General features: G+C 71.5%; 18 protein-coding genes. 9 read left to right on the top strand and 9 right to left on the bottom strand.

Annotation, left to right across the window (positions count from 1 at the left end; translation table 11 throughout):
• The first annotated feature begins 203 nt into the window (after positions 1-203).
• From ACIBQ6_RS46885 to ACIBQ6_RS46865, 5 genes are all read left to right on the top strand, one after another.
• Positions 204-1,583, top strand: coding sequence for an extracellular solute-binding protein (locus tag ACIBQ6_RS46885; protein ID WP_397219128.1), 1,380 nt, complete (start codon positions 204-206; stop codon positions 1,581-1,583).
• On the top strand, positions 1,567-2,454 hold the full coding sequence (locus ACIBQ6_RS46880) for a sugar ABC transporter permease (RefSeq protein WP_358299430.1): 888 nt from the start codon (positions 1,567-1,569) through the stop codon (positions 2,452-2,454). Before ACIBQ6_RS46885 ends, ACIBQ6_RS46880 begins: the two co-directional genes overlap by 17 nt.
• Positions 2,451-3,329, top strand: coding sequence for a carbohydrate ABC transporter permease (locus tag ACIBQ6_RS46875; RefSeq protein ID WP_358299433.1), 879 nt, complete (start codon positions 2,451-2,453; stop codon positions 3,327-3,329). The genes ACIBQ6_RS46880 and ACIBQ6_RS46875 overlap by 4 nt, the downstream gene beginning before the upstream one ends.
• 4 nt (positions 3,330-3,333) lie before the next feature.
• Positions 3,334-6,462 carry a glycosyl hydrolase gene (locus ACIBQ6_RS46870; RefSeq protein WP_397219127.1) on the top strand — a complete coding sequence of 1,043 codons (3,129 nt, stop codon included), beginning with the start codon at positions 3,334-3,336 and terminating at the stop codon, positions 6,460-6,462.
• A 108-nt stretch (positions 6,463-6,570) separates the two neighbouring features.
• Positions 6,571-7,572 (top strand): LacI family DNA-binding transcriptional regulator, encoded by a 1,002-nt coding sequence (locus ACIBQ6_RS46865; protein ID WP_397219126.1) that lies wholly within the window; start codon positions 6,571-6,573, stop codon positions 7,570-7,572.
• Positions 7,573-7,667: 95 nt separating this feature from the next.
• On the opposite strand, the gene ACIBQ6_RS46860 is transcribed toward ACIBQ6_RS46865, so the two are convergent.
• The 5 genes from ACIBQ6_RS46860 to ACIBQ6_RS46840 form a co-directional block, all read right to left on the bottom strand.
• Positions 7,668-8,387, bottom strand: coding sequence for a cupin domain-containing protein (locus tag ACIBQ6_RS46860; protein WP_397219125.1), 720 nt, complete (start codon positions 8,385-8,387; stop codon positions 7,668-7,670).
• Positions 8,384-9,316 carry a PmoA family protein gene (locus tag ACIBQ6_RS46855; RefSeq protein WP_397219124.1) on the bottom strand — a complete coding sequence of 311 codons (933 nt, stop codon included), beginning with the start codon at positions 9,314-9,316 and terminating at the stop codon, positions 8,384-8,386. Before ACIBQ6_RS46855 ends, ACIBQ6_RS46860 begins: the two co-directional genes overlap by 4 nt.
• A 279-nt stretch (positions 9,317-9,595) precedes the next feature.
• Positions 9,596-10,780 carry an alpha/beta hydrolase family protein gene (locus tag ACIBQ6_RS46850; protein WP_397219123.1) on the bottom strand — a complete coding sequence of 395 codons (1,185 nt, stop codon included), beginning with the start codon at positions 10,778-10,780 and terminating at the stop codon, positions 9,596-9,598.
• Positions 10,781-11,006: 226 nt separating this feature from the next.
• A complete protein-coding gene (locus ACIBQ6_RS46845) occupies positions 11,007-11,402 on the bottom strand; it encodes an STAS domain-containing protein (RefSeq protein WP_397219122.1) in 396 nt (131 codons plus the stop codon).
• A complete protein-coding gene (locus ACIBQ6_RS46840; RefSeq protein WP_397219121.1) occupies positions 11,402-11,785 on the bottom strand; it encodes an STAS domain-containing protein in 384 nt (127 codons plus the stop codon). The genes ACIBQ6_RS46845 and ACIBQ6_RS46840 overlap by 1 nt, the downstream gene beginning before the upstream one ends.
• A 228-nt stretch (positions 11,786-12,013) precedes the next feature.
• On the opposite strand from ACIBQ6_RS46840, the gene ACIBQ6_RS46835 reads away from it, so the two are divergent.
• Genes ACIBQ6_RS46835 through ACIBQ6_RS46825 form a run of 3 tightly spaced genes read left to right on the top strand, consistent with a single transcriptional unit; the run spans position 12,014 to position 13,129 of the window.
• Positions 12,014-12,331, top strand: coding sequence for a helix-turn-helix transcriptional regulator (locus ACIBQ6_RS46835; RefSeq protein WP_397219120.1), 318 nt, complete (start codon positions 12,014-12,016; stop codon positions 12,329-12,331).
• Between the two features lie 51 nt (positions 12,332-12,382).
• Positions 12,383-12,955, top strand: coding sequence for a dienelactone hydrolase family protein (locus tag ACIBQ6_RS46830; RefSeq protein WP_397219119.1), 573 nt, complete (start codon positions 12,383-12,385; stop codon positions 12,953-12,955).
• A gap of 51 nt (positions 12,956-13,006) precedes the next feature.
• A complete protein-coding gene (locus tag ACIBQ6_RS46825; RefSeq protein WP_358299463.1) occupies positions 13,007-13,129 on the top strand; it encodes a hypothetical protein in 123 nt (40 codons plus the stop codon).
• 18 nt (positions 13,130-13,147) lie between these two features.
• Here the strand turns inward: ACIBQ6_RS46825 and ACIBQ6_RS46820 are convergent, their stop codons facing one another.
• Both ACIBQ6_RS46820 and ACIBQ6_RS46815 read right to left on the bottom strand, forming a co-directional pair.
• Positions 13,148-13,633, bottom strand: coding sequence for a DUF4232 domain-containing protein (locus ACIBQ6_RS46820; protein ID WP_358299466.1), 486 nt, complete (start codon positions 13,631-13,633; stop codon positions 13,148-13,150).
• Between the two features lie 256 nt (positions 13,634-13,889).
• A complete protein-coding gene (locus ACIBQ6_RS46815) occupies positions 13,890-16,895 on the bottom strand; it encodes a M4 family metallopeptidase (protein WP_397219118.1) in 3,006 nt (1,001 codons plus the stop codon).
• 419 nt (positions 16,896-17,314) lie between these two features.
• Here ACIBQ6_RS46815 and ACIBQ6_RS46810 point away from each other — a divergent pair, with 419 nt between their 5' ends.
• Positions 17,315-19,348, top strand: coding sequence for a hypothetical protein (locus tag ACIBQ6_RS46810; protein WP_397219117.1), 2,034 nt, complete (start codon positions 17,315-17,317; stop codon positions 19,346-19,348).
• A 15-nt stretch (positions 19,349-19,363) separates the two neighbouring features.
• On the opposite strand, the gene ACIBQ6_RS46805 is transcribed toward ACIBQ6_RS46810, so the two are convergent.
• The gene (locus tag ACIBQ6_RS46805) at positions 19,364-20,779 is read right to left on the bottom strand and encodes an amino acid permease (RefSeq protein WP_397219116.1); all 1,416 of its coding nucleotides are present in this window, start codon (positions 20,777-20,779) and stop codon (positions 19,364-19,366) included.
• An 86-nt stretch (positions 20,780-20,865) separates the two neighbouring features.
• The gene (locus ACIBQ6_RS46800; protein WP_397219115.1) at positions 20,866-24,237 is read right to left on the bottom strand and encodes an OmpL47-type beta-barrel domain-containing protein; all 3,372 of its coding nucleotides are present in this window, start codon (positions 24,235-24,237) and stop codon (positions 20,866-20,868) included.
• Between the last annotated feature and the right edge of the window lie 37 nt (positions 24,238-24,274).

Here is a 24,274-nt window from a genome sequence, read left to right as displayed (position 1 = left end):
TGTCCTCCCGGTGACAACAGGTGACGTCCACGTTTCTCCGGACTCTTGACAAAGTACCAGGATCAGCACGACCATGGCGATGGTCAACCGGTTGACCATCGCCACGAAATCCGCCGGCACGCCACTGCTGCCCGCGTGAGCCCCCAGCGGTCACGACACCGCCCGAGCTCGATCGCCACCATGCCCGCAAAGAGGGATTCGTCATGCTTTATCACAAAAACTGGCGGCTCGCCGGTATCGCGATGACCGGAATCATAGCTCTCACCGCGTGTTCGTCCGGACGTCCCGAGGCCGGGACGGACCCGGACGCCAAGGTGACGATCCACGTCGGCAACATGCCCACCAAGGACAACGCCGACAATCTCGCTCTGTTCACCAAGCAGGTCACGGCCTTCCAGAAGCTCCACCCGAACATCACGGTGGTGGGCGAGGAGACCAAGTTCGACCCGCAGACGTTCGCCGCCCTCGTCGCCGGCGGCTCGATGCCCACCACGATGCAGGTGCCGTACACCAACATCCAGCAGCTCGCCCTCAACGGCCAGGTACGCGACATCACCGACCTGGTCAAGGGCGACGCGGTGCTCTCCAAGCTCAACCCGGCCGTCGCCAGGCAGACGCAGAACGCGGAGGGCCACACCTTCGGCGTCGTCTCGGCCGCGTACACGATGGCCTTCATCTACAACCGGGCGCTGTACGAGAAGGCGGGCCTCGACCCCGACACCCCGCCGAAGACCTGGGACGAGGTGCGCGCCAACGCCAAGGCGATCAGCAGGTCGAGCGACGCGGCCGGCTTCACGATCGCGACGACGACCAACTCCGGCGGCTGGATCCTCACCACGATGGCCTACGCCAACGGCAGCATGATCCAGCAGCGCCAGGGCGACACCGTCACGTCCACGATCGACGCGGCCGGCGTGCAGGACGCGCTGACGTTCCTGCACGACGTCCGGTGGACCGACCAGGCCGCGGGCAAGAACTTCCTGCTGAGCCAGGACGACATGCGCAACTCCATCGCCGCCGGGCGGATCGGGCAGACCGTCCTCGGCGCCGACCTCTACCGCGACCTCGTCGGCAACCGCGACATGCCCGGCGACGACCTGGGCATCGCGCCGCTCCCGCAGTCGGCCGCCGGCATCGGCACGCTGGGCGGCGGCGACATCGCCGTCGTCAGCCCCAAGGCCGCCCCGAGCGAGGCGGCCGCCGCCCTGGAGTGGGTGAAGTTCCGGTACCTGAACCGCTTCCTCGACCAGCAGGCCGCCGTCGAGTGGGCCGAGACGTCCAAGGCGGGCGGCCTGCCCGTGGGCGCGCCCGAGGTGCCGCTGTTCTCGCCGGAGATCTACGACCGCTACCTGACCTGGGTCTCCGGCTACGTCAACGTCAAGCGGGACAACTACCGGGCCTACTTCGACAGCCTGGGCAAGCTGCCCATCCTCGGCGAGCCGCCCGTGGCCGCGCAGGAGACCTACGCGCTCCTCGACGCCGTCACCCAGCAGGTCCTCACCAAGCAGGACGCCGACATCCCGGCGGCGCTCACCCAGGCCCGGACGGACGCGCAGGCGCTGATCGATGCCGCCGCTCAGTAGGTGGACCCAGCGCGGCGGCCTCGGGAAACTTCTGTTCACCGCGCCCATGCTCATCGTGTTCGGGCTGTTCTCGTGGTGGCCGATCCTGCGCAGCCTGGTCCTCAGCTTCCAGCGCACCAACCTGGTCACCGACCCCACCTGGGTCGGGCTGCGCAACTTCAGCAGGGTGCTCGCCGACCCGCTGCTCGCCACCGCCGCCTGGAACACCGTCTGGTTCACCGCGCTGGCCCTGGTCGTCGGCTTCCCCGTGCCGGTGCTGCTCGCCGTGTTCATCGGGGAGCTGCGCCGGACGCGGACGATCGCCAGCGTGCTCGTCTACGTGCCGATCATCATCCCGCCGGTCGTGGCGGTGCTGCTGTGGAAGCAGCTGTACGACCCGAGCGAGCACGGCCTGCTCAACACCGTGGCCGGCTGGGCCGGGCTGGGACCGTTCCCCTGGCTCCAGAGCGCCGAGACGGCGATGCCCAGCATCGTCGTCCAGGCGACCTGGGCGGGCTTCGGCACGACGACGATCATCTACGTCGCCGCGCTGATGTCGGTGCCGCCCGAGCTCTACGAGGCGGCCGAGCTCGACGGCGCCGGGGTGCTGCGCCGGGTGTGGCACATCACGCTGCCCCAGCTGCGCCCGGTCATCCTGCTCATGCTGATCCTCCAGGTCATCGGCACCTTCCAGGTGTTCACCGAGCCCTACGTCATGACCGGCGGCGGGCCGGACAACAGCACGGTCACGCTGCTCATGCTGATCTTCAAGTACGCCTTCGTCGCCGGCGACTTCGGCAAGGCGACGGCGCTGAGCCTGATGCTCGCCGTCCTCCTCACCGCCCTGTCGGCGGTGTACCTGCGCGCGACGAGGGGGTGGAAGCACTCGTGAACGAGCGTGGCATCCTGTCCAGCGGCGAGCGGCGCAGGCCGGCGACCCGCGTGGTGTTCACCGGGCTGATCGTCGCCGTGCTCGCCTGCCTCGCGATCGTCGCGGCCGGGCCGATCCTCTGGCTGGCCAAGTCGGCGGTGTCGACCTCGCAGGACATCCTGCGCGACCCGTTCGGCTGGTGGCCGAGCGGCATCCGGTGGGACAACCTGGCCAGGGCGTGGAACGGCATGGACATCGGCCGGGCCCTGGCCAACACGGTCTGGATCGCGGCCGGCAACTGGTTCTTCGGCCTGCTGGTCGCCCTGACCGGCGGCTACTCCCTCGCCATCCTGCGGCCGAGGTACGCCGGGGTCGTCTCGGCCGCGGTGATGGCCACCCTGTTCATCCCGGGAGTCGTCTCCCTGGTGTCGCTGTACCTGACCGTGATCGACGTGCCGGGCGTCGGGGCCAACCTGATCGACAGCTACTGGGCCGTGTGGCTGCCCGCCGCCGCGCACGCCTTCAACGTGCTGCTGGTGAAGAACTTCTTCGCCGAGCTGCCGAAGGAGGTCTTCGAGGCGGCCAAGGTCGACGGCGCCAACTCCTTCGAGGTGTTCCGGCGCATCGTGCTGCCGATGTCGCGGCCGATCATCGCCGTCGTCTCGCTGCTCACGCTGGTGTCGGCCTGGAAGGAGTTCCTGTGGCCGCTCCTCGTGCTGCCCTCGCCCGATCTGCAGCCGCTGTCCGTCGTCCTCTACAAGATCTCGGCCACCGCGGAGACCAGCACGCTCATCGCCGCCATGTTCATCGCCGTGATCCTCCCGCTGGTCTTCTTCCTGCTGTTCCAGAAGCAGTTCCTACGAAGCGCCGGCCGCGCCGGCGCCGTCAAGGGGTGACCCGATGAAAACACTGTCAGCGCTCCTCCTCGTCACCACCGCGTTAGCCGCCCCGAAACTCCCGTACTCCAACACCTTCGACCCGTGGGCCATCAGCAGGAGCGGCTCGGCCGAGGTCGCCTTCACCGCCACCGCGCAGGGCCACACCGGGTCGGCGGTGCGCATCGTCAACCAGACGCCGAGCAGCCCGAACACCTACGGGCAGCTCGCCCAGACCGTGCCGGTCAAGCCGGGCACGCTCTACCGGTTCACCGCCTGGGTGGCCTCGGAAGGGCTGTCGAAGGCGGCCGCGCTGCAGGCGGTGCTGAGCCCGGACAGCACCCAGCGCTTCAACTTCCCGATGGGCGTCTACGACTGGCGCCAGGTCTCCTGGACCTACACCACCCCGGCCACCCAGACCAGCTTCTCCCTGCGCATCGTCTCCCAGGACGTGACCCCCGGCGTACGGCTGGACGACCTGACCATGACCGAGGACGGCAGCGGCCGGAACCTGCTGGCCAACCCCGGCTTCGAGGAACACTCCACCTACTTCGGGGTCATGAACGACTCCCTGCTCTTCGACCCAGGCAAGGCCGCCCTGGAACTGTTCACCGACGCCCAGAACCCGGCCCCCGCCCCCTGGGCCGTACAGGACGCCCGGGGGACGCAGGTCGCGAGCGGCACGGCCGCCTTCACCGGCGGGAACAGCGTCGTGGACCTGGCCTCGCTGCCCAACGGCTTCTACACCTTCACCTCCGGGACGCTGAGCACGAGCTTCGGCATCGTGCCGCCGATGCCCGCCGAAGCGGCCGGCTCGCCGTTCGGGGTCGGCCTGCACGGGTACGAGCAGGAGCTCATCGACGGCCTCGCGCGCATCGGCTACACCCACTCACGCAACGACGTGGGCTGGTCGGCGGTCGAGAAGCAGGCGGGCGTCTACACCTTCGACCGCTACGACGCCGGATTCGCCGCCCTGCACGCCGCCGGGATCGAGCCGCTGCCGATCTCGGCCTACCGCAACCCGCTCTACGACGGCAACCGCACGCCCAGCTCGCCCGAGGGACTGGCCGCCTACGGACGCTTCACGGCCGCCGTCAACCAGCACTTCGCGAGCTACACCCGGGCGACCGAGGTCTACAACGAGTTCAACATCAACTTCAACGACGGCCTGTGCGGCCGGACCCCCGCCTGCTACGCGCAGCTCCTCCAGGCCGCCGCCGACGCCAAGCCGCAAGGAGCCCGGCTCGTGGGCCCGGCGATCTCCGGCGCCTCGGCCGACTACGTGCGCCAGGTGCTCGAACAGGGCGGTGCGCAGGCGCTGGACGCGGTGTCCGTCCACCCCTACCGCCACCCCACGCCGCCCGAAGGCATGGACACGCAGATGGCGTCGCTGAGCCAGGCCATCGACGCCGCCGCCGGCCGCCCGCTCCCGCTGTGGCTGACGGAGTACGGCTGGCCGACCCACACCGCGGGCGGCACGACCGACGCCATGCAGGCCGACTACCTGGTGCGCTCGGCGGTGCTCTCCCTGGCCGGCGGCGCCGACCGCCTCTACTGGTACGACGCCCGCGACGACGGAACCGATGCGAACAACCAGGAGCACAACTTCGGCGTCTTCGAGGTCCGGCGCGCGACGGCCCGCTACGCCGCCGAGCCCAAGCCGGCCGCGGTCGCGCAGGCGGTGATGGCGGCCGAACTCGCCGGACGCACGATCGCCGAGCGGGACACGCTGGACGCGACCACGTACTCCTTCCCCTTCAGGAGCACGGCGGGCGACCTCGTCCGCGTCATGTGGGCGTCGGACGGCCCGCGGACCGTGACGCTGCGCACCGCCCAGCCGCTTACCCTCACCGACCAGTACGGCGTGCCCGCCACGCTGAGCCCGCACGCCGGGGCGGTCCAGGTGACCCTGACCGAGCACCCGGTCTACGTCAGGGGCCAGGTCGACTCACTCGTCCTCGACCCCGCGCCCGCGATCACGCTGAAGACGTCGCCGACCGTCGCCGACGGCGAGGGCATCGAGGTGCGCGCGGTCGTCGACCGCACCGGCCGCAACTGCCGCGCCGTCCCCGCCAAGGTGACGATCACCCTGGACGGGCGGCGCCACGACGTCAAGGTCAAGGGCTGCGGCACCGCCGAGACCGTCTTCGACCTCCCCGCCCCCGCGGGCGGAAAGGCGAGCTGGGTCACCGGCTGGGCCACGACCGGGAACGAGAAGGTGGCGCGACTGGCGACGCCGACGATCAGGGTCACCACCCCCGTGGTCGCCGCCGTGGAGGCCGACCTCGTCCGCGACGGCGGCTACCGGGCGCAGGCGTCCGTCTCCCTGTCCAACACCTCCCGCAAGACCCCCGTGACGCTCGACGGCATCACCTGGACGCTCGGCAAGGAGTCGGGCACGATCGACGACACCACCACGCTGCAACCCGGCAAGCAGGTCTCCCACGCCGTCCCCCTCCCGTCGCTGCGCGTGTGGGAACAGGGCTACCTCGACGTGTCCGTCAGGCTGCGCGGCCGTCCCGCGCTCCAGCTGCGGCAGTCCGTCGGCGCGGGACCGATCGAGCCCGACACGGCCACCACGGTCGCGCCGATCGACCTGGCGGCCGACGCGACCTGGTTCCGCTACACCGCCGACTGGGGCGGTGCCGCCGACCTCGGCGGCCCCGTCCGGATCACGCAGACGGCGACGGGGCTGCGCCTCCAGGCCACGGTCCAGGACGACGTGTTCACCCAGAAGAACCCGGCGGGCAACCTGTACAACGGCGACTCCATCCAGCTCTCCCTGTCGCCCGCGCTCCCCGGCGCCTCCACCGAACGCACCGAGATCGGCCTGGCGCTGACGCCCGCCGGGCCGGCCGCCTACACCTTCGCCGCCTTCGGCATCGCGATCACCGGCCCGACCCCGACGGAACGGCTCGCGGTGACCAGGACCGGCGCCACCACCGCCTACGACGTCGTCCTGCCCTGGCAGAGCCTGGGGCTCAACGGACCTCCGGCCGGGGTGTTCGCGCTGTCCCTGCTGGTCAACGACGACGACGGCCCCGGCAGGAAGGGCTATCTGGAGTGGTCGTCCGGCATCGGCCACAGCAAGGACACCGGCCGGCACTTCCCCGTACGACTCACCAGCGGCCTCCAGGGGTCGTCCGGCTCCTGAGGGCTCCACGAGGGCCGAGGCGACGGCGAGGTGATCGATCACTTCGTCGTCGTGCGGCGCGCGGGCGACCGGCTAGGCTGTGACGCGCAGCGCGAGGAGAGGGGGCCCTTGGACGAGGCTGAGACGCCGCGCCTCACGATCCACGAGGTGGCCCGGCGCGCGGGCGTGTCGCACCAGACGGTCTCCCGGTACTTCAGACAGAACGAGACCCTGAGACCGGCGACCCGCGCCAAGATCGACCTGGTCGTCCAGGAGCTCAACTACCGGCCGAACCTCGTCGCGCGTTCCATGCGCACGCGGCACACGAACCGGCTGGCGGTCACCCTGCCCGCCTCCGACTACCTGTGGCCGGCGCGCATGCTCCGCGCCGCCGCGGCCGCGGCGCACGCCGAGGGCTTCCAACTGGAGGTGCTCAGTGTCGAGGGAGATCCGCGGGCCAGGGTGGAGCGGGTGCTGGAGCTGGCCGGCTCCGGGCAGGTCGAGGGCGTTCTGTCGCTGACACCCCTGGAGACCGATCCGGCCGCCTCGCCGGTGCCCATCGTGGTCACGGGCGACTACGACGACCGACTGCGCGGGACGAACGAGCTGGCGGACGCCTCGCCGGTCGAGGAGATCATCGACTATCTCGCCTCGCTCGGCCATCGGGTCTTCTTCCACATCGCGGGCGCGCAGAGCTGGGCCTCGGCCCGCAACCGCAAGCTCGTCTTCGAGCAGACGATCGCGCGCCGCGGGCTCGTCTCGTACGGCGTCGCGCTCGGTGACTGGAGCTCCCGGTCCGGCTACGACGCCGTTCGCGGTCTGCCCGACGGCTGTGGCGTGACCGCCATCGTGGCCGTGAACGACCACGTGGCGATGGGGGCCGTACGCGCGGCGCTGTCACGGGGCTGGCGGATCCCGGGCGACGTCAGCGTGTTCGGCTGGGACGACGAGGAACTGGGACGTTTCGCCACCCCCTCCCTGTCCACCGTGGCGGTGGACAGGGAGGTGCAGGGGCGGGAGGCGATGGCCCGGCTCATCGCGGCGGTGCGCGGCGAGCCCGCGCCGCCGCCGTCCGACCGGTCGATCAACCGGGTCATCGTCCGCGAGACGGCCGGTCCGGCGCCCGCCTGAGGACCGGCTCGCACGCCGGCGCCGATCCGGCCGCAGGACCCGCCGGCCGCCCGATCAGTGGCGCGGCGCCCACGTGCGCGCAGCCGGCCGCCCGATCAGGGGAGTGGCGCCCACGTGCGCAGCCGGCCGCACATGCCGAAGGCGCGAGGGCCCGGCCCGGAGGTGGTCCGAACCACGGCGGCCCGCCCGAGATGGGCGGGATCACCAGCAGCGATCGCGTCGAGCTGTGACGCCGTGCGCTCGGTCTCGGCGGCGACGGTCTGGTCCCACAACTCCTTCCAGGACGCCACCCGGGGACGCACGATCGCCGCCGCCAGCCGATGGAAGTCCGTCAGCGCCTGCCCGCCGCGCTCCTCGGCGTCCGCCACCAGCCGCCGGAACCCGGTGACCGCCAGGTCCCTGCGGGCCCGCGCGGCCGCCGCCCGTTCGTCCTCCGAACAACCCACCGGCAGCGTCGCCGCGGCGAGGTAGGCGTCGCGGTCGCGCAGGACGTCGGCGGGGAAGGTGAGCACGGCGTCCCCGGCCTCGGGCAGGCCCGCGTTCTGCATGATCACCAGGAGCCGGAGCCCGTCCTCGTTGACCAGGCGGTGAATCGTCCCGGGCGAGAACCACAGGACCGTGCCCGCTTCGAGCCGGTCGCGGGCGAAGCCGGCGGCGCCGAGGGTGTGCACCTCCCCGCGGCCCGCGGTCACGACGTACGCCTCGGTCGAGACCGTGTGCAGGTGCGGCGTGCCGCCGTGCACACCGTCGGCGCACTCCCAGTCGTAGACCGCCAGATCGCTGACCGAGGTGCCGCCGGGGAACAGCGGGGTCACAGCGCGAACTCCCTGCCGAGTTCGTCGAGCTCGGCCCGGTCGCACATGTGGTCGATGAAGACGTAACGGTGCGCGAGTTCGAGGGTGTCGCCGTCGGCCAGAGCGATCTCCTCGTCGAAGGAGGGGGAGGGGCTGATCACGGCGAACGCCTCGCCGCGGACGAACCACTTGATCGGCGTCGGCGCGCTGGAGTGCCCGGCGACGGCCAGCACGGTCCCGCCGCCGTCGATCCCGTCGTGCTGCCCGACCACGGCCAGCCATGGCGCCTCGACGCCCATCATCTCCTCGCCGCCCAGACCGCCGGCGCCGATGATCGTGGCGCCGGTCCAGGACCTGGGGCCGCGCCAGAAGTAGCCCGCGTACCCGGCCATCGGCCGGCCGTGCGTGGTGGGGCTGCCGAAGTCGAGCGTGGCGCCGCGGACGTTGTGCAGCGACGTGGTGAAGTCCAGGGCCCAGATGCCGCGCGCGCGGTCCACGCCGTGGAAGACCTGTCGGCGTTGCTCGGTGATCCAGTGCTCGCCCCGGGCCGAGAGCCAGTGCAGGCTCTCCTCGACCACGACTCGCTTGCCGTCGGAGGTGACGTCGGTGAAGGCGAGGTGGTTGATGTGGCCGTGGTTGTCCTCCCAGTGGTAGTCCCGCTCCGCCGAGAAGGTCGGGCCGCCCCAGAAGTTCTGCCCCGACAGGTGCGCCCAGGTCATCTGCAGGCCCTTGTGCCAGCGGTGGTCGTGCGGCCGGTAGACCGACATGGGCGCGCCGGACAGGCTGCGGATGGGGTGGAGGTAGGGCTTGGGGGACTCGGCGTCGGGAGCGTCCGGCTGGTGGACGTACCGGGCGATCCGCACGGCTCCGGCGGTGATGGCCAGGGCGTCGTCCTCTTCGCGGACGGCGAGCGTGGTGTCGGGCGTGGTGTCGGGCGTGGTGTCGGGCATGGGGCGGGTCCTTCTGCTGGGAACGGGGGGCGGCGGCGGGCGGAGCGTGGCCGCCGCCGGGGGAGTGCATGGCCGGTGCGTGGCCGGACCGCCGCTCCCGGTCTCCCGCCGGCCGCGCCACGACGCCGCGCGGGCAGGGACCAAGAGTGATCGATCACTTTTGCTTGATCAAGCTATGCCGACCGCCCCTCGAGGTCAACCCCGTGCCCAGGGCTCATGGCGCCGGGTTCCGGCCGGCGGAAGCGCCGGCTCGGACGTCACGAGATCAGGCCAGGGAACTCAGCGGGCGATCACCTGCACCTCGGGGAACCGTGAGGACGGCTTGCCGAGCAGGGTGCCTTCGCGTCGAAGATGCAGATCGAAGAAGGCCCTGGTGTAGGCGCGGGTGACGGCCACGGAACGCGCCGCAGAAAGCGTCCCGTTCACCGCTCGCAACTGCTCCTTCGACAGGCCCATCGCCGCGGCCGCCTGCTCGTACACCACCGGCAGGTCGGTATAGGAATTGTGCTTGGCACCGTTGGTCCGCACGTGCAGCCGCCAGCCCTTCAGCCGGGACCAGAAGGCCTTCTGCCCCCGGATGGGCTTGTCGAAGATCTCGGCCTCCATGAGCATGTACGGCTTGGCCAACCCCTTGGCGGCCACCTTGCCGAGGGCGGGTCCGTCCAGGTTCAGCACCGCCTTGATCCGCCGGTCCGCCAGCATCGTCGCGGCGGCCGTCGCTCCTCCGGCGGAATGGCCGAACATCCCGACCCTGCCCAGGTCGAACGCGCCACGCAGCCCCTCCGGCAGCGTCCGGCGTTCAGCGTCGGGGTTCTGCCCCTTGTTCAGCTCCTTGAGCCGGTCCAGCACGAAGCGCGCGTCAGCCACCCGCACCTTGATCTCGTCGGCCTTCTCCGCCAGCCGGCTCACCGGGACCGGCTTCAGCACGCGGCCGGTGACCGTGCCGTCGGGGAACTCCACCTCGCCGGCGTCGCCCGGATGGTCGATGGTGACCACCATGTAGCCCCAGCTGGCCAGCTCCTCGACCGTGGTGGTGTTCATGGAACGGTCGGCGCCGTTGCCGGGCGAGAACAGGACGACGGGCAGCCCCCGGCCGGCCACGCGGGCCCCTTCGCGGCCATGGGTCAGGGGCAGGCCGACAGCCGAGGGCGACAGGCCGTTGCTGCGGTAGAAGGCCTCGGCGGCGCGAGGCGGCAGCCAGGGCGCGGCGGGGTGGCCGTCCGGACGGCGCGTGGGGTACCACAGGCTGACCATCAGCTCACGCCGGTCATGGGCCTTGATCCACGGGTCGGCCCTGGAGCCGTCACGCAGGTGCAGTGTGACAGTGCCGATCTCGCGTGGGCCCGTCGGCTGCGGCAGGGTCACGGTGACGGGCTTCGACCTGGCCTGTACGGCGGGTCCGGTGAGCAGGAGGCCGACCGTCACCGCGGCGGCCAGACCCCGTCGGAGAAGTGCGCGATTCATGACCGCCACGCTAGGGAGACGCAGCGCGCAAAAACTCCGTACCGGAGATGATTTCGGCACTCATGCGCATGAACGAAGCCGCCGTCCACCTGGAGGGGAGGGCACGGCCGGCTGGGCCTGGACACCGAGTGCACTTCCTGCTAGCGACGGCGAATGTCGTCGAGCAGGTGGTGGGGCGGCACCCGTCTTCGGCGGCCGTCGATGACGACCGGCGGCCGCGCGACGGTCAGACGGCCTCGGAAGGCTCGGCGGGCTCGTCCGGCTCGCCGGCCCCCGCGTCCCGGAGCGCCTCCACCGCGGTGACGGCCTGGGAGACGCGGTCATGGATCGTCACGAGCTCGACGGTGCCGGTGATCTCCAGCAGCCGGGACACCGTGGGCTGGAGACCGGCCAGGTGCACGTCGACGCCGTGCGCGCGGGCCAGCGTGGCGGCGGCGAGCAGGACGGACAGGCCGGAGCTGTCGAGGAACGTCAGCCGGTGCGCGTCGATGATCAGGTGCTCGTCCAGGCTGCGGCGCACCTGGTCGAGGTAGGTCTCCAGGTGGCCGGAGGCGGTGGCGTCGACCTCACCGGCCACCGTGATCACGGTGATCCCCGGCAGGTAGCTGCTGGCCAGGTGCATCACAACCGCTCCACATCATCCGGCAGCCGATCGGGCTCGGCATCCGCGGCCGCGCCGACGGCCTCCTCCACGCAGGCGTGGATGTGCAGCGTGTCCCACACTCCGGTGATCTGCAGGATGCGGGCCGGGATGTCCCGCACGGCGGCCAGGCGCAGGCTCCCGCCCGTGTCGTGGACGTCGTCGTGCGCCCGCAGCAGCACATGCAGGCCGCTGCTGTCCATGAAGGTCAGCTCGCCCAGGTCGAGGATCACGGAGCGGCCGGGGCGGTGGGCGTCGCGGATGGCGGACTCCAGGCGATCGGCGTTGGTGGCGTCGAGCTCACCGGAAACCGTGACCAGCGCGCCGGCCGGAACCGGCCGGCAGCTCATGCTGAGCACGGACATGGCGGCCTGGTGGCGGCGCTCGGCGCGACGGCAAGGTACGTCTGGGTGGCGGACATCTGTTGTTCCCCAAGTGGGCCTGGCCGGTAGGGACGGCGTCGGGGCCGCCCCACGACCCAAGGTTAGGGGGGAAGAGGGTTGCAGGAAAGAGCTTTCGTCATAGGATCTTCAGGTAAGCATTTTCGTCCGCCCCGCGGATCCGGGACGTCCAGGCAGAAAGCGTCAGAAGCTGTGCCCGACCCTGAAGACCATCCGGCGACGTGGACGTTCCTGACCCATCACGCCCGCGTGCTGGTGGAGATCGCCCGCGACTCCGACGCGCGGCTGCGCGACATCGCCGCCCGCATCGGCGTCACCGAACGCACCGTGCAGAACATCGTCTCCGACCTCTACCAGGCCGGCTACCTGACCCGCGAGCGGATCGGCCGCCGCAACCGCTACAGCCTCGACCTCGACCGGCAGTTCCGCTACCCGACCGAGGCCGGGCTGCCCGTCCGCCTGCTGATCGACATGTTCACCGCCCACGACCTGCCCACCGGGGACGGCTGACCCGCCGCCGCCGGGCCGGGCGCACCCGTCCAGGGCCGCTAAGCTGCGCGTATGGCGCGGATTCTCCTCCTGCACTCGATGTACGGCCTGCGGCCCGCCGTCCACCAGGCCGCCGACAGGCTCCGGGGGGCGGGGCACGAGGTGCACGTCCCCGACCTCTACGACGGCCGCGTCGTCGACACGCCCGAGGAGGGCATCGCGATCAAGGAGGAGATCGGCAGCGAGGAGCTGCTGAAGCGGGCCATCACGGCGGCGGCCCCGCTGTCCGGCGACGGCCTGGTATACGCCGGTTTCTCCCTCGGCGCGGCCATCGCCCAGAACCTCGCGCTGGGCGACGAGCGTTCCCAGGGGCTGCTGCTCATGCACGGCACCTCCGACATGGCCGAGGGCGCCGTCGCCGACGACCTGCCGGTGCAGCTGCACGTCGCCGACCCCGACTTCCACGAGCCGGTCGACTGGCTCAACGCCTGGTACCTCCGGATGCGCCGGGCGCGGGCCGACGTCGAGGTCTTCCGCTATCCGGGGGTCGGCCACCTGTTCACCGACCCCGGCCTGCCCGACTACGACGCTCCGGCCGCCGAACGCGCCTGGGCGGTCGCCCTCGACTTCGTCGCCGGACTCTGACCTCCGCCTCGGCCCGGGTACGACCCCGGCCGCCCCGGGTAGGGGCCGGGGGTGAGGTTCGGGAACTGGGAAGTGCGACCGCTGGGCGGCTGGCCGGGCTGCCTGGCGATGATCCTGATCTCGCTGCTGCTGTCGGCCGTGCTCACGGTCGTCGTCAACTGGCTGCTGCGCTGACCGCCCCGCGTCTGGACGTCAGGCCAGCGGGGTGACGTCGAGCCGTCCGCCGTCGCACACCTGGCCGGCGTCGAAGGGCACGTTCAGGTACGAGCGCTCGTCCGGCGGGATGACCAGCAGGCGGGCGGGGCTCGGGCAGGCGGTCTCGGCGCCGGTCTCGACGACCGTCCAGTGCAGCGTGGTGCGGGCGCTGCCGCCCGGCTTGACCGTCACCCGGTGCTTGGGGCCGGCGGTGCGGCGGACGCGGGTGCGCAGGGTGTCACCCTGCTTGTCGATCATGATCAGGCCGGGGTGCCCGTACAGGGTGCAGGCGGTCCGTGAGCTGTTGGTGAACACCAGCGGCGCGTTCCTGTTGCCCGCGCCGGCGTCGATCGTGCCCAGGCGCACCTGGAGCTGGGCGGCCGAGCAGCGGCGGACGGGGGCGGACTCGCCGGCCAGCGCCGGCGCGGCCCCGCCCGCCAGCAGCAGCCCGGCCACGAGCGTGGCGGTGGTGAAGCGTCTCATGTGGTTTTTGACGCAGGGAACGCGGTGAAAGTTATGCCCGGACGTCAACTCGTCCGGGCGGCAGCGTCCGGGCGGCAGCGTCCGGGCGGCAGTGTCAGGACGACGGCGTCAGGACGACGGCGGAGGCGAGGAAGGCGGCGCCGAACCACAGCCCGTGCCGGAGCGTCCGGAAATCCAGAACGGAGGGGGCCCGGTGGGACCCCCTCCGCTCCGGCCCTCAGTCACCCCCCGGGTACGTGGGGCACCGGGCGGACCGTCATCCGATCCGCTGCCACAGAGCCGGTACGACGTCGGGCGTCCAGTCCGGCTGCGAGGTGTGGGCGATCACGCAGCGGTAGCGGACACCCTGGTAGGTGACCTCGTCGCCGGCGTTGTAGGCGTGCCATTCCTGCCAGGTGTCACCGGTGCCGCCACCGTTCACCGTCAGCGAGAACGACGTGCCGTGGCTGGCGGAGCCGTTCGCGTTGAGGGTGATCGTGTACGTCTGCGCCGGCGTGCTCGACGACGTGGCCACCGTCACCGTGGACGACTCGCCCGAGTTGATGGAGGACGGGCTGAAGGTCACGGTCGCGCCCGGCGGCACGCCGTCGGCCGCCAGCGTGAGCGGGATCGGCCGGCCGGTGGTGACCTGCGTGCTCAGCGTGGTGGTCGCCGTCGCGCCCGCCGTGACGGTGGCCGAGGACGGGTCGGCGGCGACGGTGAAGTCGCCCGCCGGCGTGCCGCCGGTGACCGTGAGCGCGTAGCTCGCCGTCTGCGTCTGGGCCGTGCCGGTGGCCGTCACCGTGATCGGGTACGTGCCGTTCTTGGCCGTCGAGGCCACCGTGAAGGTCAGCCTGGACGACTGGCCCGACTGGATCGTGGCCGGGTCGAAGGCCACGGTGACGCCGCTCGGCAGCTTGGCCGCCGACAGCGTGACCTGCTGGGGCTGCCCGCCGGTCGTCGCCGTGTTCACCGTGGTGGCCACGGTGCCGCCGGCCGTCGCGGTGCCCGCCTCCGGGTCGAGCCGGACGGAGAACGCGTCCGGGTCACCGGGCCGGGAGACGGTCAGGGTGTAGTTCTGCGTCTGCGTCTGGGCCGTGCCCTGGGCGATCACCTGGACCGTGTACGTCCCGGCCGGCACGGAGGACGCCGTCGCGAGCGTCAGCGCCGACGACTGGCCCGACTGGATGGTGGCCGGGTTGAACTGGGCGGTCACGCCCGCCGGGAGCGTGCCCGTCCTGAGCTGGATCTGCTGGGCGTTGCCGCTCGTGGTCGTGGTGGTCAGCGTCGAGGCGGTGCTGCCGCCCGCGTCCACGGACCCCGACGTGGGGCTGAGCGCCAGCGAGAACTGGTCGGGGATCGGCCGGTTGACGGTCAGGGTGTAGTTCTGCGTCTGCGTCTGGGCCGTGCCCTGCGCGGTCACCTGGACGGTGTACGTCCCGGGGGCCGCGTTCGCCGCCACGTTGAGGGTCAGCGTGGACGACTGGCCCGACTGGATGGTGGCCGGGTTGAACTGGGCGGTCACGCCCGCCGGCAGGGTGCCGGTCCTGAGCTGGATCTGCTGGGCGTTGCCGCCGGTCGTCACCGTGCTCAGGGTCGTGGTGGCCGAGCCGCCCGGGTCGGCCGCGCCGGAGCCGGGGCTGACCTGCAGCGAGAAGGTGTCCGGGTTGGCCACGCAGGTCGGGTCGCTGGTGCCCCGGACGCTCACGGCGTCCCAGGCCGACTTGACCGCGTTGAACTCCACGCAGCTGTTCGGGAACAGCGCCTTGGCGGCGTTGAGCGAGGCCACCCGCGCCTTGGCGTGGGTCCACGGCTGCGTCTTGGCCTGCAGCGTGCCCATGAAGATCTTGCCGGCCTTCTGGATGCCGATGCCGGTCACCGAGGACGGTCCGCCGGAGCAGATCGGGCTGGAGGGCTTGCCGCCGCCGGGGTTGTTGCCCTCGGCCAGCAGGTAGAACCAGTGGTTCTGGGGCCCGGCCGCCGCGTGCACCTCGGTGGTGGGGATCGCGGTGCTGTAGCAGTTGGGGTCGCCGACCTGGGACGGGTTGTACATGTACCGGATCGGGCCGTTCCCGACGAGGTTGACCTCTTCGCCCACCTGGTAGTCCGGCGGGTCGTTCGGGTTGTTGGCGTAGGCCTCGGTCAGCGCGCCGAAGATGTCGCCCGTGGACTCGTTCAGGCCGCCGACCTCGTTGTTGCCGTTGTCGCCGCCGGGGGTGTTGGTGAAGACGGAGTGGCCGAACTCGTGGCCGACGACGTCCATCGGGGTGGCCTGCTGGTTGCCGGCCTGGTTGTGGCCGAAGGTGGTGTACGAGCCGTTCCAGAACGCGTTGACGTCGTTCAGCCCGACCCGGATGGGGAACGAGCGGCCCGTCCCGCTGTGGCCGTTGCGGCCCAGCCAGTCGCGCAGCATGTTCCATTCCATCTGGGCGGCGTACAGCGCGTCCACGCAGGCCGTCTCCAGGTCGGTGCCCGAGCCGTTGCCCCACGAGTCGCTGCTCTTGGTGTAGGCCGAGCCGTTCTGGCCGCCGCACTGGAGGCCCGGCCTGGTGGTGTCCACCATCCGGTACGAGCCGGCGGAGCCGCTGGTGTCGATCGTCACCGTGCCGTCGTAGAAGCCGCGGCCGGTGCCCTCGTGCACCTTGTCGAACTTGTCGATCAGCGAGCCGGAGCGCGCGTCCACGAACACGTCGAGGACGCTGGGCCTGCCGGTGGCCGTCCGCCCGGTGACCTGGACCCGCCAGGCCAGCTTGGGGGTGGCGCTGGTGGCGTGCACGACCAGTTGCGCCGTGGTCACCTCGTCCACCTGCGGCAGGAGGTCCCTGGCGGTGGCCGCCGCCTGCCTGGCCGTGATCGAGGGGTCGGTGCCGACCTTGATCTTCGCGGTCTGGCCGGTGACCACCTGCTGGATCACCTGGCCGGCCCGGTCGGTGCCCACGACGACCTCGCCGCCGTAGACGGGCAGGCCCTTGTACGTGCGTTCGTAGGTCAGATATTGCAGGCCGTAGGTTCCGGCGACGTTGGACGAGAGAGTGAAGGCGTCGCCGGAGCCCTTGTGCAGGCGTTCGGCTCCGGCGGCGAGTGCCGCGTCGGCGTTCACTTTCGCGCGGTCGCGCGATTTGGCGTCCGCCGGCGCGAACGCCGGGGGGTCGGTCCTGGCGACGGTGGTCGCCGCGGTGGATAAGTGCGCCTTCGAGGTGGCGCCGGCGGCGCCTGTCATCGAGGCGGTAAGGGCCGCCGCCGCCAATACGGCGATCGTGCCCGACTTGAACGTGCTGTTCACTCTGGGTGACTCCTCTCACATGTCCCCGGGGGTGTGGGGATCGAAGGAGCCCTTTGGCTGGGGCTTGATTAAAGTTGTCACCCAGGGTGGTCAGGCGAACAGCTCACAAATTTCCATAACGCCACGGTATGCCGGGGGCACCGGCAGATCCGGCTCTGCAAATCCTTGATCTTCAGCAAATGGACGCTGATATCCTCCGAAAAAGGGCGGGCTCGAAGGGCGGGGAGAGCGCACGTGCGGCACGCACCGGAGCAGGCAGACCGGATCCGCGCCTGGGCGCGCGTCGCGCTCGACGCGCCCGACCTGGAGACCGAGCCGCCGCGCCCGGGGCCCGAGCCGACACGGTCGCGCCGGGGGTTGCGGACGGCGCGGTCGCGCCCGGGGTCCGAGCCGGCCCTGTGGCCGAGGGACGCGGCCCGATGAGCGACTCGACGAGCGACTCGGGCATCGGCGACCCGGGCAGCACCGGCCCGACGAGCGGTCCCGCGAGCGGCGCCGACCGGGCGGACCTCGTCCTCGGACGGCGTCTCGGGCCGGACGGGCGGGGCATGGTCCACGAGGTGCCCGGCCGCCGGATCAACGGCCAGTTCGAGGTCGTCTACAAGGAGTACGACCCCGACGTCCTGCCCGGCCTCGACGCGGGCGTCCTCACCGAGATGGCCGGGCTGATCGGCCGGCTGCCCGGATGGGACGCGGCCTGGTTGTGCGACAAGGCGGCCTGGCCCGCCGAGATCGTCGTGTCCGGCGGCGCGGTCCGTGGCTTCCTCATGCGGTCGGTGCCCCGCCGGTTCTCCTTCGACCTGCGAACGCCGTCGGGAACCGAGCGCCGCCCGGCCACGATGGAGCTCCTTCTCGACGACGACGCCCACGCCCATGCCCACGTCGGCGCTCACGCCCCCGCCCATGGCGGCGTCCATGGCGGCGGCATCGGCCGGCGGGTCGGCGATCGCGATCGTCTGCTGCTGCTGGCCGACCTGGCCGACACGCTCGCCCGCCTGCACACGATGGACATCGTCGTCGGCGGTCTGTCGCCCGAGCACCTGCTGTTCGCCACGGAGGGCTCCCCGGAGTGCTTCCTCATCGGCTGCGACGCGATGCGGCTCGCCGGGGCGGCGGCGTTACCCCAGGTGCACACGTCCGGGTGGGAGATCCCCGCCGACGAGCCCGAGGGCACGCCGCAGGGTGACGCCTACAGGTTCGCGCTGCTGGCCGTACGGCTCCTGGCCCGCGACCGGACCTCCACGGACCCCGGCCGGCTGGCCGCGGTCGCCCCCGCGGCGGCCGACCTCGCGGCGGCGGCGCTCCACGGGCCCGCGGACGAGCGGCCGCGTCCGGAGCGGTGGGCGCAGGAGCTGCGGCAGGCCGCCTCGTCGGCCACGACCGCGCCCACCCACGCACCGTCCCCGCTCCTGCCACCACCGCCGCCGTCACCTCCACTGGCGCCATCGCCATCACCACCGCCGCCGTCACCTTCGCTGCTGCCACCGGCACCGCCGCAGGGGCCACCGTTCCTGCCGCCGGCGTCACCCTCGCTGCCGCCGCAGGGGCCTTCGAGGCCGCCTTTTCCCGGGGCCGGGGGGCCGTCCCCGTCCGGCGGTGGGCTCAGTACGGGGATGAAGGTCGGTCTGGGGGCCGGCGTGGGAGTGGTCGGTGTGGTGCTCGCCGTGGCGGCCGCGGTGTTCGTGGTCTCGGTGGTGAAGGATCTCGGCCCGGAGCGCGAGGACAGCAGGCTGACCGCGGCGTCCTCCGGCTCGCCGGACGCGGTCGTCCCCACACCGTCGCCGTCCTCGGGCACCCCGTGGCCCAGCGAACAGCCCACCGAGACGCCCACTGAGACGCCCACTGAGACGCCCACTGAGACGCCCACGCTCGAACCGCCCACCGAGGAGCCGTTCGATCCGGGTGACCTCGACCGCCAGGACACCGACCCGATCCCGCTCACGCCGAGCGCCCTGCTTCCCAGCTCCTTCACCACGGCCAAGGGCGTGCGCTACACCCTCCGGTCGAGCGGCGTGGACAAGTGCCCGGACGCCTACCACGCGGCCAACGTCCGCTCGGTCCTGCGCAAGGCGCGCTGCTCCAAGATGGTCAAGGGCTCGTACGTGAACCCCGGGGCCCCCGGGAACAAGCGCATCATGGTCTCGGTGTGGGTCGTGCCGCTGAAGAACGACGGCCGGGCCGACACCGCGTACGCGCGGCTCGACGACGCCTACGCCGACGCCTGGGGGATCGTCTGCCCCAGGAAGGGCCCCGGCTCCGGGCTGTGCCACTCGACGAGCTGGAGCAGGGCCCAGACCTGGGGATGGGTCGGGTACACCCACCGCTACCTGCTGCACACCATGGCCCTCTACACCAACCGCGCCAACTCCACCAGCACCCGGCCGTGGCTCAAGGACGCCTCCAAGGCCGCGTACAAGGCGATCGGCCCCAAGGTCTACCAGGACACGAACTGAATCCGCCGCCGGACGTCAGTCGCGGCGGTTCAGCGCCGAGTGGCGGCGCCCGTAGGCGAAGTAGATCACCAGCCCGATCAGGAACCACACGACGAACCTGAGCCAGGTCAGCGGCTCCAGGAACGTGATCAGCCAGAGGGAGAAGAGCACCCCGATCGCCGGCACCACCGGCATGCCCGGCATGCGGAAGCCGCGCGGCAGGTCGGGACGCCGGTAGCGGAGCACGATCACCGCCGCGCAGACCACCACGAAGGCCAGCAGGATGCCGATGTTGGTCAGCTCCGCCGCCTCCCTGATCGGCAGGAACCCGGCGATGAGCGCGGAGCCGGCGCCGACGATCCAGGTCACCCTGGACGGCACGTGCCGTACGGGGTGGAGCTTGGCGAACCAGGAGGGCAGCAGCCCGTCCCGGCTCATCGCGAACCACACGCGGGTGACGCCCAGCATGAACGTGAACATGACGGTCAGGATGCCGACGATGGCGCCGACCGCGATGACGCTGGCCAGCCCGGACAGCCCGACGGAGGCGAACGCCGAGGAGAAGCCGCTCTCGGGGTCGATGTCCTGGTAGTTCTGCATGCCGGTGAGCACGAGGCAGGCCAGCACGTACAGGACCATCGAGATGGCCAGGGAGTAGAGGATGGCCTTGGGCATGTGCCGCTGGGCGTCCTTCGACTCCTCGGCCGCCGTGCTCATGGCGTCGTAGCCGAAGACCGCGAAGAACACGGTGGCCGCGCCCGTCACCGCCCCGCCGAACCCGTAGGGGAAGAACGGCGTGTAGTTGGCGGTCTTGATGTAGAAGAAGCCGACCACGATGACCAGCAGCACCACCGCGACCTTGATCGCGACGACGAACGTCTCGAACCGGGCGGCCGACCGCATGCCGAGGTTGAGCAGGAACGCGATGAACAGGCACAGGATCGCCGCGAACAGGTCCACGACGTGTCCGGGCCCGGTGCCCGGCGCGCCGAGCATCCAGGCGGGCAGGTCGATGCCGAACTGGCCGAGGAGGAAGCCGAAGTAGCCCGAGATGCCGATCGCCACGACCGCGACGATGGCGGTGTACTCCAGCAGCAGGTCCCAGCCGATGAACCAGCCGACGATCTCGCCGAGCACCGCGTAGCCGTACGTGTACGCCGATCCGGCCTTCGGGATCATGCCGGTGAACTCCGCGTAGGAGAACGCGGCGGCGGCGCTGGCGATGCCGGCGATCAGGAAGGAGATCACCACGGCGGGCCCGGCGGTCTGGTTGGCGACGGCGCCGGCCAGCGCGAAGATGCCGGCGCCGATGATGCCGCCCACCCCGATCGCGGTGAGCTGCCAGAGCCCGAGCACGCGGTTGAGCTCGCCCTCGTGCTCGGTGGCGATCTGTTCTACCGGTTTGCGGCGGAATATCCCGGACCCGCCGCCGAAGCCTCGCGCAGACGTCATGGCGGGGTCCTGCCCTGACAGGAAGCCCGCCATGCGCATGACGGCGGAAGTCGGACGAACCGGCTCGAAGGAGCCGGTTCGTCCGTTCACTGACCGGCGCGTCCCACGGTGACCTGGGCGCGGGTCTCGGTGGCGTTGCCCGCGCGGTCCATCGCCCGGTACGTGATCGTGTAGACCCGGTCCTGGCCGCCGTCCCGCTCGGCGCGCAGGGCGAAGGACGTGTCGGCGGTGCCGGTGGCGGCCTCGCGCACGTCGTCCCGGGCGTTGCCCTGGGAGCTGGTGATCGAGACCAGGGTGACGGTGACGGGCCCGGCGTCGGACGCCTTCAGCGCCACCTCCACCGGCACCAGCCTGCGGTTCGGCGGCCACAGCCGGGCGGGGTCCGGCGTGACGGTCAGGGTGGGGGCCGTCGCGTCGATCCGGACGGTGACCGACTTCGGCTCCTCGACGTTGCCGGCCTGGTCGGCGCTGCGGAAGGCCAGCACGCTCTCCCCTTCGCGGTCCACCCGGACGGGGGCCGTGTAGGGCTGCCAGGAGCCGTCGCCGAGCCGGTACTCGGTGCGCGCCACGCCGGAGCCCGCGTCGGCGGCGGTCAGGACCACGTCCACGGGCCCCTCCGACCAGCCGGCGGGCACCCCGGACGCGGTGGTCACCGGCGGCTCGCCGTCCTCGTTCGCGGGGGCGGAGTGGATCTTGAAGCCGTCCACGATGAAGTACGAGCCGTCCTTCTTGACGCCCTTGAGCGTGTGCGGGCCGGGCGGCAGCCCGGTCCTGGTGTAGACGACCTTCTGGTACTCGCGGGTCGGGTTGCTGTTGTCGATGGTGGTGTCGAGCTTGCCGTCCAGGTAGAGGTCGACCTTGCCCTCGTCGGAGTTGACCTGGGCGATGTACTCCACGCCGGTGCCGTGGAAGGCCAGCTCGAAGGAGTCGCCGTCGGTCTGGGTGGCGTGCAGGTCGTCGAGGGTCGAGCCGCCGCCGCCGCGCCGGTCGTTCTTCCAGTCCCAGCCCTCGCCGGTGTAGGTGACGCCGGAGACGTTGTCGATGGTCTCCACTCCGTACGCCTTGGTCAGGCTCAGCTCGGTCAGCGCCTGCGCGCGCCAGACCTTCAGCGGCACCGGACGCCCGGCGGGCGTGCGGTTGTAGACCTTCCAGAAGCTGTCGCGGCCGGTGACCTTGGTCCCCGCGATCTCCCTGATCACGTCGCCGGTGCGCAGCCCCTGCCCGTGGGCGTGGGACCCGGCCGGGACGGCGGCCAGGAACAGGCCGTCGTAGTCGGTGAGCCCGACCGAGGACTTCACCTCGTCGCTGTGGACCTCGGTGGCCGTCGCGCCCATGAGCGGCTCGGCCAGGTTGCCGATCGTCATGCCGGTCTCGGGCTCACGCCAGGTGAGCGGCGGCGGCGTGGGCGAGCCGGGCTTGCCGAACCCGGTCATCGGGAACGGCTGGAAGCCCAGCGCGAGGGCGGGGGAGCCGGCCTTGAGCGTGTAGTCGAGCTTGGCCGGGTCGGCGTACGGGCTCTGCCCCTCGAACAGCGGGTCGGCGACCACCGAGCGGGTGTCCAGCCCGCGGGCCCGCCAGGCGGCGGTGATGTCGGCGACCGGCTTGCCGTTGTTCCAGAACAGGTTGTCGTCGTAGACGGTGCCGGAGGTGGACGGGTCGCTCTGGATGAAGTCGTAGGGGTCGTCGGTGACGAAGATGTTCTTCTCGACGACGTCGCCGTTGCTCGCGTAGGAGACGTGGAAGTGGCCGCCGCCGTTGACGAAGATGTTGCCGCGCACGGTCCTGAAGAAGCCCTCGCGCAGCTTCACCCCGCCGTTGAGCAGCAGGTTCCCGGTGACCTCGTAGTTGGAGGAGCCGTCGTCGAGGTCGACGTCCCAGTGGGAGGAGTGCCGGATCCGGTTGTGCCGGATCTTCGTCGTCTCCATCGCGTCGAGCTTGGCGTACGCCTTCTTCTGGGCGTCCCCGGCGGTCAGCGGCCAGAAGCGGTCGCGGCCCCAGCTGTTGATCGGCCCGTGGTCGGAGGTCTCCTTCACGCAGTCGAAGATGTCGTTGTCCTCGATGACGTGGCCGCCCCAGGTGCCGTCGTTGATGTCGACGCAGGCGCGCGGGCCGTCGTGCACGGTGTTGCCGGACACCGTCACCCGGCGGCTCATCGAGATCTGCACGCCCGAGCTCTGCTTCTCGAACCGGCCGTTGCGGGTCATGTGGTTGCCGCTGATGGTGATGTCGCGCGGGTAGTCCTCGGTCTTCGGGCCCGGCGTGGTGTCGGTGATCGTGCGCCGCATGTCGTCCCAGGTGGACGGCTCGCGGACGGCCGCCGGAGAGCCGATGACCGCGACGTCGCTGGCCCCTGACTCGCGGAACTCGCCGCCGGAGACGACGTTGCCTTCGGCGTACCCGTCCATGAAGACGGCGTTGCCGCCGACCTGGTCGAACCGGGCGTCGCGGATGGCGACCCGCTGGGTGTCGCGCAGGTAGACCGCGCCGGCGCGGACGATGGCCCAGTCGCCGAGCTGCAGTTTCTCGTACGGGCGGCTGAACAGCGTGCGGTGGGTCTGGGTGAAGGTGAACCCGGTGAAGGTGAGGTCGCGCACCGGCGCGGAGGGCGAGTCGCCGACGACCCGCACGAGCTCCTCGCGCTCGGCGGTCTCGACGCGGGCCTTGGCCGGGTCGAGACCCGCGGGCGGCTGGAGGTAGAGGCGGCCGGCGTCCTTGTCGTAGAACCACTCGCCGGGGGCGTCCAGCTCCTCCAGGACGTTCTCGACCATGCGCTTCTGCGGATGCAGGCCGTCGCCCCGGTTGTTGTCGCCGACCCACTTCAGGATCGGGACGCCGCCGTCGCCGACGCCGGTCACCCTGAAGGAGTTCCCACCCCATTCGCCCTGGTGCAGCCCGCGGACCAGCGCGGTCGTGGGGTTCTTCCAGCGGGCCACCCGTTCGGGCGAGATCGCGTCGGCGGCGTACCCGTCGAGCACGGCCTCCTTGGGATCGACGTTGGGGTAGCGGGCCAGGACCTGCCGGGTGCCGTCGAGGAAGAGCTCGTCGAAGTCGAGGCCCGCGCCGATGTCGGCCACCAGGGTCGCACCCTGGTACGGGGTCCAGGCGGGGGTCAGCCGGCGTCCGCCGCTGAGCACGACCTGCTCGCCGGCGGCCGCCTCGTAGACGGCCCCGGAGTCGGCGGGGGTGAAGGTGAGGGGCTCGGCGAGGTGGTAGACGCCGCCGCGGACCCGTACCCGGGGCGGCTCGGCCGCGGTGGGCAGGACCGCGCGCACAGCGCGCTGGGCCCGCTCGATCGTACGGAACGGCGCCGCCTCGGTGCCGGCGGCGCCGTCGTCGCCGTCGGGGGAGACGTGGAAGACGGTGCCGGCCGCCTGGGCGGAGGCGGGGGAGAGAGCGGTCAGTCCGGTCGCGGCGAGAGTCGCCGCGAGGAGCAGCCGCCAGGGCTTGCCATGGCGCACAAGGGCCTCCAGTCGGGGGATGGCCCTCATTGTGGCC

The organism is Nonomuraea sp. NPDC049655, assembly GCF_044465465.1.
GTDB lineage: Bacteria > Actinomycetota > Actinomycetes > Streptosporangiales > Streptosporangiaceae > Nonomuraea.
This window is presented reverse-complemented; position numbering and strand designations above follow the sequence as displayed.

Bases quoted from the DNA above. Each gene is read 5' to 3' on its own strand.
- ACIBQ6_RS46885 (WP_397219128.1), top strand. From the start codon at position 204: ATGCTTTATCACAAAAACTGGCGGCTCGCCGGTATCGCGATGACCGGA.
- ACIBQ6_RS46880 (WP_358299430.1), top strand. From the start codon at position 1,567: ATGCCGCCGCTCAGTAGGTGGACCCAGCGCGGCGGCCTCGGGAAACTT.
- ACIBQ6_RS46870 (WP_397219127.1), top strand. From the start codon at position 3,334: ATGAAAACACTGTCAGCGCTCCTCCTCGTCACCACCGCGTTAGCCGCC.
- ACIBQ6_RS46855 (WP_397219124.1), bottom strand. From the start codon at position 9,316: ATGCCCGACACCACGCCCGACACCACGCCCGACACCACGCTCGCCGTC.
- ACIBQ6_RS46850 (WP_397219123.1), bottom strand. From the start codon at position 10,780: ATGAATCGCGCACTTCTCCGACGGGGTCTGGCCGCCGCGGTGACGGTC.
- ACIBQ6_RS46845 (WP_397219122.1), bottom strand. From the start codon at position 11,402: ATGCACCTGGCCAGCAGCTACCTGCCGGGGATCACCGTGATCACGGTG.
- ACIBQ6_RS46840 (WP_397219121.1), bottom strand. From the start codon at position 11,785: ATGTCCGTGCTCAGCATGAGCTGCCGGCCGGTTCCGGCCGGCGCGCTG.
- ACIBQ6_RS46830 (WP_397219119.1), top strand. From the start codon at position 12,383: ATGGCGCGGATTCTCCTCCTGCACTCGATGTACGGCCTGCGGCCCGCC.
- ACIBQ6_RS46820 (WP_358299466.1), bottom strand. From the start codon at position 13,633: ATGAGACGCTTCACCACCGCCACGCTCGTGGCCGGGCTGCTGCTGGCG.
- ACIBQ6_RS46810 (WP_397219117.1), top strand. From the start codon at position 17,315: ATGAGCGACTCGACGAGCGACTCGGGCATCGGCGACCCGGGCAGCACC.
- ACIBQ6_RS46805 (WP_397219116.1), bottom strand. From the start codon at position 20,779: ATGACGTCTGCGCGAGGCTTCGGCGGCGGGTCCGGGATATTCCGCCGC.